Source organism: Sphingobacteriales bacterium (assembly GCA_016719635.1).
Classification (GTDB): Bacteria; Bacteroidota; Bacteroidia; order Chitinophagales; family JADIYW01; genus JADJSS01.
This window is the reverse complement of record JADJYT010000010.1, coordinates 55,858-75,783: the sequence shown is the minus strand read 5'-3', so window position 1 is coordinate 75,783 and position 19,926 is coordinate 55,858. Positions and strand designations below refer to the sequence as shown.

General features: G+C 37.1%; 15 protein-coding genes. 7 read left to right on the top strand and 8 right to left on the bottom strand.

Annotation, left to right across the window (positions count from 1 at the left end; genetic code table 11):
• The first annotated feature begins 215 nt into the window (after window positions 1–215).
• Together IPM95_13695 and IPM95_13690 are read left to right on the top strand one after the other, a co-directional pair.
• Window positions 216–773, top strand: coding sequence for a hypothetical protein (locus tag IPM95_13695; GenBank protein MBK9330322.1), 558 nt, complete (start codon window positions 216–218; stop codon window positions 771–773).
• A 31-nt stretch (window positions 774–804) separates the two neighbouring features.
• A complete protein-coding gene (locus tag IPM95_13690) occupies window positions 805–1,722 on the top strand; it encodes a class I SAM-dependent methyltransferase (GenBank protein MBK9330321.1) in 918 nt (305 codons plus the stop codon).
• A gap of 209 nt (window positions 1,723–1,931) precedes the next feature.
• Here IPM95_13690 and IPM95_13685 read toward each other — a convergent pair whose 3' ends face one another.
• The 4 genes from IPM95_13685 to IPM95_13670 form a co-directional block, all read right to left on the bottom strand.
• The gene (locus tag IPM95_13685; GenBank protein MBK9330320.1) at window positions 1,932–2,594 is read right to left on the bottom strand and encodes an endonuclease/exonuclease/phosphatase family protein; all 663 of its coding nucleotides are present in this window, start codon (window positions 2,592–2,594) and stop codon (window positions 1,932–1,934) included.
• Window positions 2,595–2,733: 139 nt separating this feature from the next.
• Entirely contained in the window at window positions 2,734–3,342 is a 609-nt protein-coding gene (locus tag IPM95_13680; GenBank protein ID MBK9330319.1) for a hypothetical protein, read from the bottom strand.
• A gap of 167 nt (window positions 3,343–3,509) precedes the next feature.
• The gene (locus tag IPM95_13675) at window positions 3,510–3,905 is read right to left on the bottom strand and encodes a hypothetical protein (GenBank protein MBK9330318.1); all 396 of its coding nucleotides are present in this window, start codon (window positions 3,903–3,905) and stop codon (window positions 3,510–3,512) included.
• 137 nt (window positions 3,906–4,042) lie between these two features.
• Window positions 4,043–4,885 carry a hypothetical protein gene (locus IPM95_13670; GenBank protein ID MBK9330317.1) on the bottom strand — a complete coding sequence of 281 codons (843 nt, stop codon included), beginning with the start codon at window positions 4,883–4,885 and terminating at the stop codon, window positions 4,043–4,045.
• A 138-nt stretch (window positions 4,886–5,023) separates the two neighbouring features.
• Here IPM95_13670 and IPM95_13665 point away from each other — a divergent pair, with 138 nt between their 5' ends.
• Both IPM95_13665 and IPM95_13660 read left to right on the top strand, forming a co-directional pair.
• Window positions 5,024–5,803 carry a hypothetical protein gene (locus tag IPM95_13665; GenBank protein MBK9330316.1) on the top strand — a complete coding sequence of 260 codons (780 nt, stop codon included), beginning with the start codon at window positions 5,024–5,026 and terminating at the stop codon, window positions 5,801–5,803.
• 174 nt (window positions 5,804–5,977) lie between these two features.
• Complete coding sequence (locus IPM95_13660) at window positions 5,978–6,139, top strand: hypothetical protein (GenBank protein ID MBK9330315.1); 162 nt, start codon at window positions 5,978–5,980, stop codon at window positions 6,137–6,139.
• A gap of 80 nt (window positions 6,140–6,219) precedes the next feature.
• Here the strand turns inward: IPM95_13660 and IPM95_13655 are convergent, their stop codons facing one another.
• The 3 genes from IPM95_13655 to IPM95_13645 all read right to left on the bottom strand — a co-directional run bounded on the left by IPM95_13655 (window position 6,220) and on the right by IPM95_13645 (window position 7,988).
• On the bottom strand, window positions 6,220–6,498 hold the full coding sequence (locus IPM95_13655; protein ID MBK9330314.1) for a helix-turn-helix domain-containing protein: 279 nt from the start codon (window positions 6,496–6,498) through the stop codon (window positions 6,220–6,222).
• A gap of 102 nt (window positions 6,499–6,600) precedes the next feature.
• Window positions 6,601–7,575: a phage integrase SAM-like domain-containing protein gene (locus IPM95_13650; protein ID MBK9330313.1), complete on the bottom strand. Its 975-nt coding sequence runs from the start codon at window positions 7,573–7,575 to the stop codon at window positions 6,601–6,603.
• On the bottom strand, window positions 7,530–7,988 hold the full coding sequence (locus IPM95_13645; protein ID MBK9330312.1) for a hypothetical protein: 459 nt from the start codon (window positions 7,986–7,988) through the stop codon (window positions 7,530–7,532). Before IPM95_13645 ends, IPM95_13650 begins: the two co-directional genes overlap by 46 nt.
• Before the next feature lie 455 nt (window positions 7,989–8,443).
• Between IPM95_13645 and IPM95_13640 the strand changes: the two genes are divergently transcribed.
• Both IPM95_13640 and lysS read left to right on the top strand, forming a co-directional pair.
• Window positions 8,444–9,196: an HAD family phosphatase gene (locus IPM95_13640; protein MBK9330311.1), complete on the top strand. Its 753-nt coding sequence runs from the start codon at window positions 8,444–8,446 to the stop codon at window positions 9,194–9,196.
• Between the two features lie 33 nt (window positions 9,197–9,229).
• Window positions 9,230–10,726, top strand: a complete 1,497-nt coding sequence (gene lysS / locus IPM95_13635; protein ID MBK9330310.1) for a lysine--tRNA ligase — start codon at window positions 9,230–9,232, stop codon at window positions 10,724–10,726.
• 138 nt (window positions 10,727–10,864) lie between these two features.
• On the opposite strand, the gene IPM95_13630 is transcribed toward lysS, so the two are convergent.
• Window positions 10,865–12,793 (bottom strand): T9SS type A sorting domain-containing protein, encoded by a 1,929-nt coding sequence (locus tag IPM95_13630; protein ID MBK9330309.1) that lies wholly within the window; start codon window positions 12,791–12,793, stop codon window positions 10,865–10,867.
• A gap of 605 nt (window positions 12,794–13,398) precedes the next feature.
• On the opposite strand from IPM95_13630, the gene IPM95_13625 reads away from it, so the two are divergent.
• Window positions 13,399–19,857, top strand: coding sequence for a T9SS type A sorting domain-containing protein (locus IPM95_13625; GenBank protein ID MBK9330308.1), 6,459 nt, complete (start codon window positions 13,399–13,401; stop codon window positions 19,855–19,857).
• Window positions 19,858–19,926: the final 69 nt, after the last annotated feature.

Genomic DNA, 19,926 nt, shown 5'->3' with positions numbered 1-19,926 from the left:
AAATCAATATAAAAAAACTTGATAAAAAGCTAAAGAAATTGGACTTTGGGGTATAGAAATGCACTCTTACGATAGTATTGAAGAAGCAGGTATTTTGAATGAAATCTTTTATGAGTTTGCGAATGAATGTGGTCTTAATGTAACTTTTGGCTCAGATTTTCATTCAAAACACTTGAAAACATGGAGAGAATTGGATTGCCTAAATGGAGAGTTCCATGGATTTAAATAGCGAAACATCAAGCAAGGTAAAAAGAATGATGCAAATTATCATTCAGCCAGAAACAAAATTAGAAAGAAATATTGTTTCCAAGAAGGATTTTGTAACAGGTGTAATGTGGGGTAAACCAAGGCAGGGTCATCCAGAAGGTAAGGTGCTCTTTCACATCGGGCATGTTCTGAAGAATATAGATTTATATTCAAATTCAGAAAATAGATTGAAGTTAAGATTGATTGCATTAATTCATGATACTTTTAAATATAAAGTTGACATAAAAACACCTAAAGACAAAGAAAATAACCATGCTGTATTTTGCCCCATAAATTTGCAGAAAAATATATTACTGATAAGGATGTGCTTAAAGTTATTTTACTTCATGATGAAGCATATAATTCTTGGTGTGAAGGTAATAATGCTGGAAATTGGGAAGCAGCCAAACAAAGAGCAATTCAACTTATTGCAAAACTATCTTCTTCAATTAATATTTATCTATTATTTTATCAATGTGATAACGAAACAGGAAATAAAAATGCCGAGTGTTTCACTTGGTTTTTAAATTTAGTCATGATTAAATAAATTTAATTTACATGAAATTATTTCAACAAATATTCAATAGATTCAAAGAGATATTATTTATCCCAAGAAATCTGGCTAATATCAGCAGGCAGTCGAACAATTTAATCGGATTGGAAAATAAATTACAGGCTTTAAACCAGAAGTTAAATGATCTGGACTTAGCCTCCATTTCAAAAAAGTTAGATACACTATCACAAAATCTGGCAAATGACACCAACACCCAAAAAAAAGAATCAGGCAATATTGAGATAAGTGAATTGTTTTCTAAAATACAAGAAGGGTTTGAAAATCAATTTTTACAGTTTGAATCACTACTCTCCATTTATAATTCTTTGCCAAATCTGAAGTTTTTACCTGCAACCAGAGGATGGGCAGGATCACCAGATTTTCTTGCAAAGATTGTTGAGTTGATTCTAAAAGAAAAACCTCGTTTTGTTCTGGAAGCAAGCAGCGGTGTTTCTACCGTACTAATAGGATTGACCTTAAAATCTAATAATTTTGGAACATCATTATCCTTAGATCATGATAGTTATTACGCTGAAACCACGAGGGAAAATTTAGAAGTAAATACTATCGGAAATATTTCAGCTGTTAAGCATTGTCCCCTATATAATTATATTGTTAGTGGACAAGATTGGAAATGGTATCAAACAGAAAGTTTGAATTTAACTGAGAAAATAGATATGCTAATTATTGATGGTCCACCAAGAAAGACACAAAATTTAGCAAGGTATCCCGCCATTCCTTTGTTACATGAATACTTCTCTGATAGGGTATTAATTTTGATTGATGATGCAAAAAGAAATGATGAAATTATTATTGTAGAGAAATGGATCAAGTTCCTTGAAAGCAATGGTTACCACGTAAATATTAAACATTATAATAATTATGAAAAGGGTATGGTAATACTTGAAAGTATAAGGCTTTAAATATATCTATAATACAACCAATCAGAGGTGTAAGCACATTTGTAATTCACACAAGCCAACTCACCGTCTTAAAATTATAAATGCGTTTACCTTACCAATCGCAAGGACTCACCGCGATTGGGCGGACTAAACATGACCAAGAAAGAATAATGAATGCACAACAGCTATTTATTTCAAATCTGCTGTTTGCTAAAGACATTCTTCTCATTTCATTGTGTAAGAGTCAATACATACCCAACATGATCGCTTAATTTTTTGTCAGTGTTCCAGGTTTCTATTGCTGACTGTTTATTCTCTAAGAAGTCTTTACTTAATACAATGTGGTCAACTGAATCTTCGATGTTTGCTGTTGTATTTATTAGTCCGAATTTGCCAAAAGCGTCCACAAGTGCTTGTCGGGCTTTATTACTTGGCCATGGTCGTCCCGAAAATGTAACGTTTAAGTCGCCGGCAAAACAAACCTGTCTGCCCGGAAATATCTTCTCAAAGTCTGCCATTTGTCCTTTAAGGTCGTTATCAAAACGAGGTTGCCGGTTTGCAAAAACCCCTATTATAGAACCGTAAACTGTCAAATGACCAAGCGGTGTCTCAATGTCAGTGCAAACGCTCGTAAAACTGTCAAATGTTTTATGTCGGGTTGTCGTCTTATACTTTGTCAGAATACTGACTCTGTTTTCGGCAGCCTCATACTTTATGTTGTCAAAGTCGGATGGCAAAGGGTCTGTAGAAATGCAAGTGTAGTTATCAAGTTGAATGATTGAATTAGTTTCAGTAAGCACTAAAATGTCAGCGTTGATATCAACTAACTTTTCTAGTACAAGTTGATTCTTTCTCTTTATGAGCCGCTCTAAATTCCAGGCTGCAATTTTCATTATTTGTTCGTCTGTCTTTATTGGTTAATCCAAAAGCTATACTTGCAAGTAACAGTTTCTGTCTAGGTGCAGGTGGCAAACATAAATATAATTAAACAAATTTTTGTCACTTGTATTTAGCCAGTGTTGGCGGTAGTTGTTAGATGATTTTTTCAATAATTTCGAAAATGCAATTAAAATTTATAAAATCTTCCGCTTTAGCATTAGTGCAAACCCAATCACAGAAATTTCTTTTCTCGTCTTTATTTACTTCATGTTGAATCTCAATATAATCTTCACCTCTTTTAGTTCCAGTAATAGTTTTAAAATCAATAAAAGATTTTTTGGCTTCTAGTGCTTTGTGAATAATCTCATCTGTGAATAAATTTTCAATTCCCTTTTTTACTATCGTATTTGGTTGAGTCGGGATTATTCTTCTAAAATGACTTGCAAAATCTTCATCAGATTTTCCAGTATCGCAGTCATAGAGAAAAATTTTTGTTTGAGGAATTGTTTCCCAGCTTTCCTCTTTTAAGAGATTCCATACCTTATCAAGATTTCTAAATCCACCGCGTTGCCTTATGTCTATACGATTTAATAATTCTTCCTTACCTAGGAGTTTGGCAGCAAAATTTATATAAGTAATATCATGATCTCCTTCTACAAATAAAATCGGTTTTGGTATAAATTGTTCTTCAACTTTTGATTTTATTTTACCTTCTTGCCAAGGAACTCCATATCTTTTGGCTAAAGCATTTAATTCTGTCACTAAAGGATTTAAAATACCTAGATATTCATTTACAATATCTTCATTAATTAAATCTGCAGTTTTTTCAATGCAATAAAAATTATAATTGGTTCTTTTTACTTTTTTAGGTTTACTAGTTCCTATTCCAAAAATAGCACCATAGTCAAATTCATACGTTTCATACTCTTCTAAATGTTCTTTTTTCTATTTTCCTGTTTTGCATATTCTTCACTTTCCTTTTCTACTGTTTCTGAATACCGTTTATAAGTTTCGCTGTTCCACTCTGTGATTTTGTCAATGAAATATTCTCTATTTGTGCAGTCTTTTAGATATTTCAAATCTGCAGCTAACGTACTAAAGTAATTATCTATAGTCTTTTGGTCTGTTGTATTTATAGTTTGTAAGATCTCGTTTTCAAAACTTGGCAATAAATCTTTCCATATTTCAATCTTATCATTAATATGTTCTTCTTTCCATGAATCAGTTCCAAATTTGGAATCGCTAAAATCTTTGACAAGTTCTTTGTCATAAAATTCCCATAATTTGTTAATAATTATATTTTTAAAAGGAAATACTAATTCCATATATACTGTTTATAACAATTACCGCCAACAGTTTTTCGCTAGGCGCCTGTGGCGTAGTTCGTAACCGACACTTTAAATTTAAACAAAAGATTTTAAGAAATTAAATGTTGAACTTAGAAAGTAGTAGCCATTTACGCTTAGCCGCTGTTATGTCTTGCCTTATAAACCTTATACTTTTTATCAAATGATTTTATATAAGCCTCAAACTTATTTTTTAATTTAGTTGCTCCATAATTATTTTTTATTACTTGATCTACTACTATAGTTGATAGGCCATGAAGTAAAAAAATACTATCTTTCAAATATTGCTTTGTAATTTTTACTTTCTCGTCTAAACTTAATGTTGGATTTTTTACTTCTCTGATATATTTCCGGTCAACATATCCGTTGTTGTGAGTAAAAATATTTCTACGCGCTATTACTTCTTTAAAATCGTCTATTGCTAATTTGTAATGATCTTTAAAATGATTATTCAATCCTATTCTTGCTTTATCCTTTAAAAAGAAATCTGCTGGGTTTCCATAAAAAATTCCTCTGATTTTTTCTTCTGCGATTCTTGATATTATTTCTGTTTTATCTTGGGAATCAACAATGATTTTCAATAATTTCGATTGCTGCTCAGGAGTTTCCATTGTTGTTTCAAGTTTTCCTTCAAAATCGCGATAAACTCTAAAAGTTACATCCTGTAAAAAATCTTCTGTTGCGGAGACAGATGTAAGTAAAGCTCTAGGGCCAATTATTTTAAGTTTTTGTCTACTTATTACCCCGTAAATTAAATCTTTTCTAAATTTAGTTTTTTTATTATTGTTTACAGATTCAAAGTCCATTATTGGAAAATTTCCAGATTTCACATTCTTGTGAATTTCAGGCAAATAAAACTCCTGAAATAGGAAATCTTCATAAGCTTCAAATATTTCTGCACAATAGCTTTTATATCTTTTGATAATGTCTGCTATTGCTTTTTCTTGTTCAGTTGCCATCGGAAAGGTTTATAAGGTTGAACATATCTTGTTTATATAGGCAGTTTTGATTAAAAAACTTCCTCCAAGCCTGCCAATATGTAAATATAAATGGAAGTTTTCTGATTTTTCATCTCTTTCTATTTTTATATTTAATATATGGAAAATCAAACATTCACCAGAACAGAACTACATGAATTAGTCTGGTCAGAACCGCTATTAACGCTCTCTAAAAGATACAATATCTCAGACGTTGGACTTAGAAAAATCTGTATCCGGTTCAATATCCCCTTGCCAAAAAACGGACACTGGCAGAAAGTACAATATGGAAAGAAGGTTACTAAAACACCATTGCCAACTGCAGATAAAGAAGAAGTAATAACATTTGGAATAAGAGACGAAAACAGTGTCGGAATAGCCAAAGAACTATCCCCGGTTAAAATGTTGCAAAAGGAAATCGAAGAACAGCTGAAAAATATATTAGTTGTGCCTGATAGACTAACCAAACCGGACAAACTGATTATATCAGCGAGGGAAAGATTAAACAGTACAGATAATCGTATTTACAAAGGCTTAATGTCATCCAGCTACCAGAATCTGGATATAAGAGTATCCCAGTTAAACATAAGAAGAGCATTACTTTTGATGGATACACTAATTAAATCCTTATATGCACGAAAACATGATATCAGGATATCACAGAACGATACCATGGTAATAATCGACGGACATTCAATTCCGTTAAGCTTGAGAGAAAAAACAAAAAAAGTACTGACAAATTCTAAAGATCACTGGAATCTGCATAAATATATACCGGACGGCTTATTCATTATAAAATTAGAAAATGGCTATGATTGCAAGGAAATTACTGACGGAAGATTACCCTTAGAAAAACAAATAGCATTAATTATAGCATCTCTTGGAAATGATTGCTGTTAAAAAACCGAATGGAATAACAGGATTCAGAAAAAACCGGGAAGAAAGAGAGTTAAAGGAAAAAATCAGAAAAGAATATGAAAACGGCAGGATGAAGACCTGGAAGCCTTCCGGGAAACCCTGAATAAGGCAGAACGCTGGCACAAGGCAGAAAACCTCCGCAACTACATCAATGAAGTGGAATCAAAAGCCATAGCTGGCAACAACCACACAGAAGAAACCAAAACCTGGCTAACCTGGGCTCGCAAAAAAGCAGATTGGTATGATCCCTTCATACAAGCAGAGGATGCACTCTTAAATGAAGTTAATAAAACAACACTTGTTACAAACAAAAAATAATCTTATTTTTATTTACGGGTGTTTGCAGCAACAATCAATCACTATTGAATTAGTTGTAAATTAAGATGAAAATCAACATATTAAATATTCTCTTGATAACGTAAGATCTCAGATTTCTTGAAATAAATACTCCCGCCGCGTCTAAGTGGTTTATCAAAAGGTTTTATTTCCTTTTTGATATAGTTGTAAATCGTTGCACGTGTCTTATTTAATAACCTACAAGTATCTTTTATGTTTAATAGTTCTTCTTCATCAGACTGTAGTTCTTTTTTTATATGAGGAATAAAATCATAAAATGTTAGTTTTAATATTTCCATAAATTCATCTTTATTTATTCCTTCGATTTGAAAAGTTTTCATATTTAAATGTTTAGTTTTATTATTAACATTACTATTAACGAAAAAAGGCCATAGTTTTTTTTTAAAATTACTATGGCCTTGGTGGCGGTTTGCTTAAATTATCTAATTGTTTGCATATTTTATTGTTCTTTGTTTATGACAATCTTGTTTTATATTAATTTTTCTATCTAAAAGATTAGCTCCATATTTTATTAAATTCATTAATTGTTGTTTGTTCTGATATAGCCAAGTACTTAACATTACTCTATGATCTTGGTGTCCAGTGATAGCTCGTATTAAATCAGGTTGTAAGCCTTTAAGTAAATTAAGCGTAACAAATGTCTTTCTTGCAGTGTGTATAGTAATAAATTGATGTTTCGGTTTGAGTACATCAATACGCCTCTTTCCGGAGTAACGGTTCTTGGCGACAGGTGAGTTTACCTTTGCTAGCTCTGCTACCACTTTTATGTTTTGATTCATTTTCTGATTACATTGTATTTTGAATGCGTAACATTCAATAGGATTTGTGAAGTCACAATGTTTATTTAGGATTTCTATGGCTTTAGGTAGCAAGGGAACAACTATCTTCTTACGTTTATTTCCTTTAACTTGATATAGTGCCCATGTGGGATTGGTTGATTCCAGATTTAAGTCACCCAATTTGAGATTCATTAGGTCTGAGAACCTCTGGCCAGTCAGACAACCGAAAACAAAAATATCCCTTGTTTTGTCTAAAGATTTGCTAAAACCGAGATTAACATTGATTATCTTCTCCAACTCTTCTTCTGTTAACGCTAATACATCCACAACATCAGACTGATACTTAATCTGTTCAAATTTTGTGTTGGAATGATATTCTTTTTGTGAAGCCCATCTCATGAATGTTTTTATAATAGAGAAATGTTTACTGATATTGTTATTCAGGTATTTCTTTTCATCTGTCATATAAGACAGTAAATCAACTTTAAAATCATTGTTTATTTTTTCAAAAGTTAATGTGTAGTGTGATTTTTGAAATTCTAATAATAGGTTGTATGTGGTGACCACCTTTTTTACAGTACTCTCTTTACAAAGTTTTCTCTTTTCAGAGATATACATATCAAATGCACTCCAAAAGTGATTTGTTTTGAATGATTTATTTTTCCGTTTATCAATTGTTCTACCAAATCTTTCACATCATCAGACATATAATCGGGATTTCGTGCAATTAATGTTAGAACTGACTTTTCAATGTCTGCTTTTAGTTGTGTAAGCCGATGGTTGATTTCTAAGGAAAGAGGATGTTGTTTCTTAACTCTTTGAGCTTTCTCCTCCCATAATTTTGAAAAAACCTTAATCTTGCTGTTTACCTTATTATATTTTCCCCTGGCAGTCCAGCAGATGTATATGGCAGTTTTATTTTCGTTATAGAATTCATCCAAAGGTTTACCCATTCTCTCATATTCCTTAATCAAGGCTAGGTTTACTCCTTTCTTATACGTTTGGTCGCGGCAGTAATAGATTGTTATCATAGTTAATTTACAAGTGTATGATAATTAAACAAATAGAACCATTTAACAAAATTTTACAAATCACATGCCAGAAGTTTTTCTGTGTGTTAATGTGTTGTTAAGGTTTGCGGGGTATTCTTTTTGCCGTAGAAAACTCGTAGAAAATATCTGTACAACCCTACAATATTTATAAAGAGCTGTAAAGAGAATTTTATTTTTCGCACTGGAAATCAATTATTTGTGCAACTTTGGACTATAAAACTTATTTTGTCCAATAGTAGGAGCTACATGCGGGACCACAAAAAGGGTCGGATTCGTCCGGCCTTTTTTTAATTCTACTTCAAAGCCCTTATTTTTCTTGGTTTTTATAAAATGGGTAATTTCTGCCTGATATGCAGTGTCTGCATTTCCCCATCTACTACCTGCACGCTGCCAAGTTCAATCGAGATTGTTTGCCTGGTCGGCAGACAGACATCATGTCTCGCATCGACGGCTGTGAACAAATAGTACAGGAATCAAGCTTCCGGATTTCCTCTGCAACGCAGCTTTTCTTATTTTCGCGCATGCATTCCATCTCCACCCTCATCTTTGACCTCGGCGGCGTCATTATCAACCTGAAATCCGAGCAGGATTGGCTGGAGCAGAATCTGCTGCCGAATTTCCATCCCGAATCATTACAGCAGCTGCAACAGCAGCATTTTTTCCACGACTTTGAAACGGGGAAAATCACTCCGTCCGATTTTATACGGCAGCTGAAATCCATTGCTCTGGAAAAAAACGTTTCCGATGAAACAATCATCCGGCACTGGAACGGCATCCTGAAAGATATACCTGCTCACCGCATTGATTTACTACGCCGGCTGAAGGATAGGCACCGCCTGATTTTACTGAGCAATACCAACGCCATCCATGTGGATGCCATCCGCCGCTATATGAAATCGGCATTCGGCGAGGATGTCCTCGAATCCTCCTTCCATACCTGCTACTATTCCCAGCAAATCGGGCTGCGCAAACCCGGCAGGGAGATTTATGAATTTGTCCTGCAGGAACAAAAGCTGCCTGCGGAACGCTGTGTTTTCCTCGATGACAAGCCTGAAAACCTGACCGAACCCGGCAAATTGGGTATCCGCACGATTTTAGTCGATAAGGATATCTCCGAACTGATAGCGGGTGATTTTTTTTCGGAGCCTGTGAAATCAATGGACAGCCGACTGTGGACTATCGACTAAAAATCCTATTTTTGCATTTCAATTCATGAATTTATGCAGCATTTGAGCGAACAAGAGCAGGTCAGAAGAGAAAAATTGGATAAAATAAAGGCGTTGGGCATTGAGCCGTATCCGGCATCGCTGTACCCCATTGACAGTACCGCTAAAGAGATAAAACAGCATTTTGAAGACCGGAAGCCGGTATGTATCGCCGGCCGCCTGATGGGTTTCCGTGTGATGGGGAAGGCTTCCTTTGCCGTATTGCAGGATTCCACCGAAAGAATCCAGCTCTATATTTCCAGGGATGATATTTGTCCCGGCGAAGATAAAACGCTGTATAACGAAGTGTTTAAGAAATTACTGGATATCGGCGATTTTATCGGTATCAAAGGCTATCAGTTCAGAACGCAGACCGGCGAGATTTCCGTGCATGCGAACGAGTTTACGCTGCTGGCAAAATCACTGCGCCCGCTGCCTGTCGTGAAGACCGATGCGGAGGGAAATGTGTTTGATGCCTTTACCGACCCGGAGCTGCGTTTTCGGCAGCGTTATGTGGATCTGGTGGTGAATTCCAATGTCCGCGAAATCTTCATCAAGCGTACCAGATTGATGAACTCCATCCGGGAGTTTTTGAATGCGAAGGGTGCGCTGGAAGTGGATACGCCGGTATTGCAGAACATACCCGGCGGAGCGGCGGCCAAGCCGTTTATCACCCACCACAATGCGCTGGATGTGCCGTTCTACCTGCGTATCGCGAATGAGCTGTACCTGAAGCGGCTGATTGTCGGCGGGTTCGACTGGGTCTATGAATTCAGCCGCAACTTCCGCAATGAAGGCATGGACAGGACACACAACCCGGAGTTTACCGTACTGGAATTTTATGTGGCGTACAAGGATTATTTCTGGATGATGGAGACGACGGAGCAACTGCTGGAAAAGGCGGCGATGGACACCAACGGCGACACCTATGTGCAGGTGGGCGATAACATGATTAATTTCAAGGCGCCGTACAAACGCATCTCCATTTACGATGCCATCAAAACCTATACGGGATTTGATGTGTCGGGTATGGATGAAGCCGGCCTGCGCGATGTGTGTAAGCAGCTGCACATCGAAGTGGACAACACGATGGGAAAAGGAAAATTGATTGACGAGATTTTCGGCAACCGGTGTGAACACAATTATATCCAGCCAACTTTCATCATCGACTATCCGGTGGAGATGTCGCCACTGACCAAAAAACACCGAAGCAAAGAAGGACTGGTGGAGCGGTTTGAGCTGATGATCAACGGCAAGGAAATCGCGAATGCCTATACCGAGCTGAATGACCCGATTGACCAGCGCGAACGTTTTGAGGAACAGCTGAAACTGATGGAGCGCGGCGATAATGAAGCGATGTTCATCGACCACGACTTTCTGCGTGCACTGGAATACGGCATGCCTCCAACTTCCGGTATCGGGTTCGGTATCGACCGCCTGGCTATGCTGCTGACCAATCAGGCATCCATACAGGAGGTTCTGTTCTTCCCGCAAATGCGACCGGAGAAATAATCCAGAATTAGTAAAAAAAATACAGAAAGAACATTCAAGATCTTTGAGGTATTACTTTCTTTAACATATGACAATTTGCATAAAAAAGCCCTCTCATCCTGGAGAGGGCTTTAAGCATCTGAAAATTCAGATTTTTTATTACTGCTTAATAATTTTCTTATCTGTAAATCCATTTTCAGTTTCTATTCTGATGGTATAAAGACCTTCAGAAAGATTCGATAAATCAATTTCATTTACACTTCCTTTTACATCCATCAGTACTCCATTTAAATTATAAACAGAAACATATTTTGGTATCACGTTATTTTTTGAAGTAATGGAAAATACACCATTTGTTGGGTTAGGGAAAATGGAAAAATTATCATCTGTTATAGAAGGCTGTAATACTCTTTTTCCTAATCTGGCACCGGAAGGCAGGTTATAATTAAAACTAAATGGTTTGTCTTCTTTATATCCGCCTGAATACGTTATTCTAAGCACACCAGTTGCAGTTCCGCTACCGGAAAATGCAGACAAATCCAGTACATGATTTTTTACGGATGTTGCACCAACATTAATTCCTGATAAGGAAATAGAATCGTTGCCTGTATTTCTTCCGTCTCCGGAAATAAATTTAATGGATTCGACACTTCCTGCATTTTCTCCATAATTTATAATAGTAACCGGAACGGTAAAATTAGTATTTGTAGCAGTAAGTCCGGCAGGAGCTGAATACCTGAAATATGCTCCGGCAATCCAGGTCATATTGAGGTCCGTTCTAAGCATTCGGATACATAGCGTTTCTATTAAGGATTGTGCTGGCCAAAAACTTTCTCCTAATTCCGGTGTCCAGGAAAATGCTTTTGGTTTAGCCGTCACTTCTCCATATTGCCAGTCAGATGATTCACCATTAGCAAAATAACCGGCTGTAGTTTTCATATGTCCAATCAGTAACCCATTTGTTTCTGTAAGTAAAGTATTACGTTTATCGTATAAGGCCTGATTCGGATCGACTACGTTGGCATAGCTGTACGGATACACCAATTGATTGCCTGGCGTATGCTGGTTCATGACCATTTTAAAATTCTTAAGATAACTGAAATCCCTGATGGCTTTCGTTTCCGGCTCTGAAAAAGCTGACGGACCGCGGTAAGTACTGGAAGTTTTTGTGCTGCTGCTGCCGGTATTGTCATATGCCCATTTGTAACTGTAATTTCTGTTTAAGTCAACGCCATATACCGTACAGTTGGTAGTTCGGGTAGTATCACAAATTCTACCAATCTTAATGTCTTTACAATTCTTTAGCGTATAAGAGGTGTGTGCAGCATTCCATACCGTATCACATCTTCTTACTTTTATGTCTCTGCAATTGCTAACGGTGGTAGTAACGGTGCATTCTTTATACCTGTTTTTTCTCCACATACCGCCGCCGTTTGGATTGGTACTTCTGTTGTATTCATAACCATCGGGATTTACACAAGGCATAAAATAAATTTCACGGTTGTCTACTAAATGTTTTACTTCAGGGTCCGTATTGTAATTCTGCAATAAGGTACACATATAATAGATCAGCTGCATCATTCCTGCCGGTTCCCGGGCATGTGTTAATGCATTAAAGAAAACTTTGGGTTTACTGTTTTGATCCACATCCGGATTGTTAGAAATCCTGACTACCCATAGGTCTCTGTTTTCTGTACTTTTTCCAATACTGAATTTTTGACTGATTAAATTCGGATACATCGTACGAAGCTGATCGAGTTTTGTTACAATTTCTGCATAAGTAAGATAACCACCCATGCTTCCGTAAGTAAAACCAGCCGGAGCAAGGTCGGATAAAGAGTTATTGATTTGTCTTTTATTATTGTTTTTTGTTAAATCCTTTATCACATCCGGAATCAGATATTTTACTTTTGCACCTAATTTTATCATTTCAGCTATCTCACCTTTTGAGAATTCACCGGTAAAGGAACCGTCTTTTTCCAGGTGAACGTGGTCAAAACCGATTGCTTCATTTATTTTTTCAAACTGCTGAGAAGTTGATTTAACAATTACCTTGGAATAAATTTCCTGTGGTTGTAAAGCAGACACTGCATATTTAGCATCGGCTTGTGCAAAGGAATTAAATGGTGCAGCAGTGAATAACAGAATTACAAATAAGTGGCTAAAAGGTTTCTGTTTACTGAAACTTAATTCAGACAGACAGTAAGATGAGCTGTAAAGTCAGTTTTTCCATAAATACGTTGGTTAAAGAGTTTTAGAATTGGGTTTGATAGCAAAAATATACTTTAATATTAAGAATGTCAACTTTTTTCCAATAAAATGTCCATACTGTAGTATAAACTGAGTAAAAAATTGACTTATGGTAATTTTTTTATTCTATTTTACTTGACAAATTAAAAATAATAATCTACCTTTACACATCAAAACCCAATTTTTTTTAAATAAAGAAACATAATTGAAAGCCTGGATGCAGAAATTTTACAATTTTTAAATTAACTATTGTAGTCGTTAGCGATACTTAATTAAGTGTTTTCCTAAGCATTTAATTAAACTAAATAACTACCCGACCCAACCTGCCAGCCATTCAGTTTTGATTCTTATTAAGATGAAACATATTATTTGTAACATAACGACCCCAATTTATGAAACCCGATTATTCAAAGACTATTTATTTTCTTGTCCTTTTGTTATGGATGGGAAACTTAAAAGCACAGGTGAGTTGTCCGCCCGGGCAATCTTTACTTAATTTGTACACAGGTTATGGTAAAAGTTATACCGTCAATAATACATCTTATGTAGGCAACGGAGAAAAGTCAATAGGTAAGCCTGATGGTATTTTTGCTTCAGTAAAGCATAATGCAGTTCCCGCAAACAGAGGCGTAATTACCATAGATTTAGGTGAAATCATTCCTAATCTGGATACCATTTATTATGTTGCTTCTTCCAAAGATAATAACCTTACCACATGGGATATCAGTGTGTCATTGGACGGAGTTACTTTTGCACCGGTAACAAGTGATTCACTCGCTTTAGATGATTTAACTGCATTTTCGAAAATAATAAATAATGCAGGTGGAGCAAGATATATACGCATTGCTTCAACAAATGCTGACAAGGATATGCGACTGGATGCAGTTTATTACAATAAGAAAACATGTAAAGATTATTGTCTTGGAAGTGCAATAACCTATAGTTCCGGATACGCAGTTGATTATTTAGCAAAATCCACTTCAAAAGATCCGAACAGAGCAATAGGGACACCTAATTTAAACTTTTCAAAACTTGAAAACAACACTACGGATGCACTTTTTTTAGACCTTGGAACGGTGTTACCTTATGGGACTACAGTTCAATTGTATTTAGCTGCGGATGCTTCATCTACCGTTGCCAATTTTTCAGTAACAAGTTCAGCAGACGATCTTGCTTACAGCAATACACAGACCTACGCGTCAAGATCAGTACAACCTGTTTTTACTGATTTTTATTATAATGTTACACAACCTGAAGGAATCCGATATTTAAGAATTGTAACGACAACGGCTGTTAAAGGCGATGTGGATGCAGTATCATATAAATATCCTGCTTACTGGGGCAGTAATTATATTACTGGATTTTTATTTTCCGATGCTAACAGTAATATGATAAAAGATGTTGCAGAAACAGGTGCCGGCGGCATCACTGTAAATTTATCTAAAGATTTAAACAACGACGGCACCTATGATGCCGGAGATGAAGTATTACAAACGACCAATACAACTGCCGGTGGTGCTTATCAGTTTCAGATATCCTCTGTTGACACTAACTATCTTATTTCCATACTTCCGGCTACACTTCCCTCAGGAAATAGTTTAACTACCCCAAATTTAATTTCATTATCATATTCTACATTAAATAATACAGATTGCGGTAATAATTTTGGATACTATGTTTGTACCGGTAATTGTCCTCCTGTGGCAACCGATGATTATGATGTTTCTTATCTGGGAACATCAAATTATATCAATGTATTATTTAATGATTATGATCCCAATAATAATATAAACTCAACCAGCACACAAGTTATAATTCAGCCCAAAAAGGGTTCGGTAGTCATAAGTAGCGGTGTTTTGATTTACACACCAATTGCAACCGGACTGGATACCATAACGTATAGAATTGCCGATTTGACTGCTCCAACGCCACTTTGGGATACCGCTAAGGTCGTTATTAATATTTTCCCTATTTCTGCAAGCCCCTGTGCTTCTGCAAAACTATCCCATACTTTTTATGTTCCTGCACCTGAACAAGACATATACAGGGCGTTTACAAGAGCAGACTGTAAAACAGCAGAAGTTATAACGGATACTTTTCGTACATTTCTTAGTATTAAATGTCCGTATGCGGGAACCATTTTGTATTACGATCATTGGGAAGATGGATATGAAGCAAGTTTGTTAAACCCTACTCAATCCACCACAGAAGTTTGGGGTGACAGAGATCCGTACAATGGAATTGCACCCGGATATCCTAATGATATTATACCATCAGGCGCAAGTATAATTACTGATAACAGGTTTTTTGTCAACCCAAGAAATCCGGCTCAAATCTATTACGACGGGAAAGATAAAATTTACTCCACAACAGATATTGCACTAAGCCGTATTTCGTGGGAGGCTAACAGCAGAAAAGAAAAACAAGCATACTCAACGGATGTATATGACGTCAATAAATTCGGAACTTCATTTAATATTCCGGTAGGAAATTATACAGGTGCAAATAATGACTTCCAATATACCTCCTTGTTTATCAGGGCTGCCTTTAACAATACAACAGTTTCTGTAGATAAAGACAACAATGGTATAGTTGATACAACCGTTACCCTTCAGGAAGGAGGAACCTATTATCAGGACGGCGGCGTACGAGCCGGTGCATCTGTAAACAGTACACTTCCTATTGGAATAGATGTCTTTTTCGGCGATTCCTTATATTGCTTTAATGCAAAAGAACTAAATGTGTTACCTGCGCAGTTTTATGGAAATATTTATTATACGCCAGTTCCTACCACCACAACAACTGACACGGCTGTGGTTATGTTTTATAACCCGCTTAGTACCGGTATTACTATAAATTGGACTACATCCGGAACATCGGGCTCATTCAACCTTGGTGGCAAGGGCGTTTTCCGATTCCCGCTCGGGGCTCTTGGATATAAATTTGAAAGTGCAGGAGGAGAAAATTATGTAGCCAATGAATTAGTTGACTCCTGGAGGTTTAATGTTGTTCCACCATACAGTGGTAATCCTAATAATAATGGAGGTGACTTTGACTGGGCATTTGCATTAATTCCGGAAAATAGAATGACTGAATTTGGTTCTATTGCCTGGGCTCCGGGTTCTTCAGATTTAAGCGCAAATGGTAATCCGGTTTGGGTAATGCCAACAGCAGCCACTACCATTTATGTTAAATGGGATGGAAATATTACAAGTAGTACCGGTAGTACCAGTCCATGTGGTTTTAAATATGATGTTTCTTATTCCTTGGGTGCTTTAGCAGTAAGACAGTTGCTGGATGCTGCAGATAAGGACCAGAGCGGATTAGCTGTGTACAGCTGCAATGGTGCAAAACTGGCAATGGCCTATGGGGAAAACCCCGAAATTTCTGTTTTAGGACTTCCTTATATAGATGCAGGAACGGCAATTCAGCCATTTTGTAAGAGTAAATTTATAATGGCAAATGATGATTTCGCTGTAACATTAACCAATACACCGGTTACTATTCAGGTGCTGTCGAATGATACAGGTTTCACCGCTATAATAGACCGTTCTTCTGTTTCTACAAGCGACGTATTACAACCCGCTCACGGAACAGTTTCTGTAAATGCTGACGGGACATTATTATATACACCAAATACAGGATATACAGGTTTAGATACACTTGAATATTTTGTATGTTCTACTCCTTCAGTGGTATGTGATAAAGCTACTGTAATTATAAAGATTAGTAATTGTCCTGCCCAATTAACAAAAAATATAATCTCCGGACAGGTGTTTACAGATGTAAATAAAGACGGATTAGATAACGATGGCGGTGCAGGACATTCTCCGGCAAAAGTATATTTATATACAGATGGGAACTGCAACACCACCATAGATGCCAACGAATTGACAGATTCTGTTTCTGTCGATGCGTCAGGATATTATCAGTTTTCTACCTACCCGCTTAAAATAGTGAGTGATGATTTTGACGGACCTGGTGGAACCAGAACATGTAATAACGGTTCAGATGGAAACACGGCATGGGCTACTAACTGGGTAGATTCATTTGACGTAGCATCTGTAGGATTTTGTGTTGCACCACCGGCAACAGTTGCCAATACAGATGTGGAGATTAGGAAAGACGGCGCGTTTTCTTATGGAATCAGACTTAAAGATAATAATGTGGCTGCCAGAAGATCTGTAAATTTAAGCGGAGCTACCAGTGCTTACTTAAGTTTCTCTTACAGAAGAAAGAGTGCAACACTTACTGCCGGAGAAAATGTTTTAGTGCAGGCTTCTGCAAACGGAACAGCTTACACAACTGTATTTACCATCACAGGAAACGGAGTTGCAGATGCTGCCTATGTAGATGTTTATAATTTAAATATAGCGCCGTTTGCATCAGCAAGTACTATGATAAGATTCATAACGAATAACAGCGTAGATGATGCAGATACGGTTTATATCGATAATGTATCCATAAAGTTTTTAAAATATAATCAGTGTTATATCACCAGACTGGATACTTTGAGCAGTGTTCCTGCAAATCATTATGTAACCACTGCGAAGCAATATGCATTTACCGCAACCGGTGCATCCACATGTTTAGGGGGTTATAATTTTGGTATCACCAAAAGATCCATAACCATTAGCGGTACGGTATTCAATGATATGAATGGTTTGTCAGATGGATTGATAAACGGAACGGCTATAGATAATCCGTCCGGTCAGGCGATTTATGTATATCTGATAGGCCCGGATGGTAAGGTTGCATTTAAAGACACTTTAAACAGCAGTAATGGCACCTATTCATTTCCACTTGCAAATGTTCAAACAAACTATACACTGTTAATTACTACCACCAATGTTGCTGTAGGAGCAAATCAACCGCCTGTGGTGCTGCCACCTAGTTGGGGTGCAGTTGGGGAAGCCTATGGTTCGAACAATAGTGAAGGCAGTGGTTTTGAAGCTTTAGATGAAACTAATGCTTATATTGCCATATCGACTGGCTTATTGAATGTAACAGGTGTTAATTTTGGCATACAAAGACCGAGTGCCGGAACAGACAGGGCAGCTTGTTATAATTACGGAGGAGGCTCCGTTTCATTTTTAGCGTTAACAACACCGGGTACCTGGGTGGAAAGATATGATAATCCGGGTAAAGTCATTATTTCAGATCCAACGTCACCGACAGCTACCTTTTCTGATTTCGAGGAAGATGGAGAATATAATTTTATCTGGCTGAATGGCGAAGTAACAGACACGGCCAAAGTAATAGTAAGCAGACCTTTTGCAGGAATTGACCTTTCCATATGCGGTGTTCATAGCGGAGTTTTAGAGGGCAATTATGATCAGGGCACCTGGACAGCCATGGCCGGAAATCCGGCAGGTGCTACCCTGGGCGGCACGGTAAATGGTGTGGCGGATATTGACTTTACACCTGCTGCTGATGGTAATTTCTTTTATATTTATACTATTAACAGCTGCCCGGATACCGTTAAGCTCTCCAAGGCTCCTAAACCGGTTGCAGGGAATGCCAGCAGCGAATTATATGATTGTACTTATCAGCAATCTTATTTCGGTGAACTAATTGCACCCGGCGCATCACCCAATACAGGCGCATGGTCAATATATTCCGGACCGGGTTCAATCACCACTCCGACAGACTCTGTTACAGGGATAGGTTCATTGTCACAAACCGGAGACAGTACGGTAGCCATATGGGTGGTTACAAATGCTAAGGGGTGTCGTGATACTGCCTATACAATAATTAAACCTATCATATACGATACTGCAATGGTTTCAAAATATGGGAACGAATATTGTCTGACATGTCCGGTGCAAAACAGCGGAATGTTTAGTTATTATGATTTAAACGGAAAATTACTGGCAAGGGTAACTGACAGTGCTGACGCAGTTTCAATAGGGAATACTACCTTTTGCGGACAACTCCCCTATAATGTAGCGGGAGATCCGCAGGTAAGCGATGTAGGATCGGTGGAAACATGGCTGACCGGTGTGGGTGAATTGCCGCAACCATTCCTGCCGCGTGCTTGGAATATAAATACCACAACGGATGCTCCAATGGAAATCAAATTGTATTTCACAGACCAGGAAGTGGCAGCTTTACAGGGTGCAACTTTGAGCAACGGGTCGTATTTCTATTTTGAAACAGCGCCTGAATTATTACTGATTGCTTATCCAAACAACAGTGATACATTTATTCCGGCGGGTTCTCCAAACGGGGTTGTTTATCATCCGACATTTACAAGAGTGGATGGGTACTGGCAGGCTGCTTTCAGAACAGGACAGGCAGGAACATTTTATCTGTATCCTTCATATTATGAAAATACCGGATTGCCGGTAGAATTAATCAGTTTGCAGGCAACCGGGCTGGAAAAGGAAATACGAATAGATTGGGCAACTGCTTCTGAAAAGAATAACCTGAGATTTGAAATTGAAAGAAGTGCTGACGCCATCAATTTTAAAAAAATAGGAGAGATTGCCGGTGCCGGAAATTATAAAGGCTTTCATAACTATTACTATATTGATGAATATGTAGAATTTGGAAAACGATATTATTATAGATTAAAACAGGTAGATTTTGACGGTGCTTTCACCAGAACTAAGATAGTTTCGGCAATGATAAACGCTGAAATAAAAGTCAAGTTGAGCGAGTTTATGCCAAATCCATCCAGGGGGCATTCAACAATACGATTTAACAGTGTAGAAGATATGGATATCAACGTAAAAATATTTACGGTGGAGGGAAATATGGTGCAGCAGTCCGTTTATTCAGTAAACAAGGGTGATTCAGAACTACGATTTGATTTAAGTTCATTGGTAAAAGGATTGTACCTGGTTCAGTTTAACTATCTTGATAACATAGAAACCAGAAAATTGATAAAAATAGAGTAGGGGCTGTATCTGAAAACAGAGGTATTGAGAGATAATTTGATTGATATGTACAAATTAAAATTATTTCAC

Coding starts and splice junctions, on each gene's coding strand:
- IPM95_13685 (MBK9330320.1), bottom strand. CDS start 2,594: ATGAAAATTGCAGCCTGGAATTTAGAGCGGCTCATAAAGAGAAAGAAT.
- IPM95_13690 (MBK9330321.1), top strand. CDS start 805: ATGAAATTATTTCAACAAATATTCAATAGATTCAAAGAGATATTATTT.
- lysS (MBK9330310.1), top strand. CDS start 9,230: ATGCAGCATTTGAGCGAACAAGAGCAGGTCAGAAGAGAAAAATTGGAT.
- IPM95_13675 (MBK9330318.1), bottom strand. CDS start 3,905: ATGGAATTAGTATTTCCTTTTAAAAATATAATTATTAACAAATTATGG.
- IPM95_13655 (MBK9330314.1), bottom strand. CDS start 6,498: ATGAAAACTTTTCAAATCGAAGGAATAAATAAAGATGAATTTATGGAA.
- IPM95_13625 (MBK9330308.1), top strand. CDS start 13,399: ATGGGAAACTTAAAAGCACAGGTGAGTTGTCCGCCCGGGCAATCTTTA.
- IPM95_13645 (MBK9330312.1), bottom strand. CDS start 7,988: ATGATAACAATCTATTACTGCCGCGACCAAACGTATAAGAAAGGAGTA.
- IPM95_13695 (MBK9330322.1), top strand. CDS start 216: ATGGATTTAAATAGCGAAACATCAAGCAAGGTAAAAAGAATGATGCAA.
- IPM95_13640 (MBK9330311.1), top strand. CDS start 8,444: ATGTCTCGCATCGACGGCTGTGAACAAATAGTACAGGAATCAAGCTTC.
- IPM95_13665 (MBK9330316.1), top strand. CDS start 5,024: ATGGAAAATCAAACATTCACCAGAACAGAACTACATGAATTAGTCTGG.
- IPM95_13670 (MBK9330317.1), bottom strand. CDS start 4,885: ATGGCAACTGAACAAGAAAAAGCAATAGCAGACATTATCAAAAGATAT.
- IPM95_13650 (MBK9330313.1), bottom strand. CDS start 7,575: ATGTATATCTCTGAAAAGAGAAAACTTTGTAAAGAGAGTACTGTAAAA.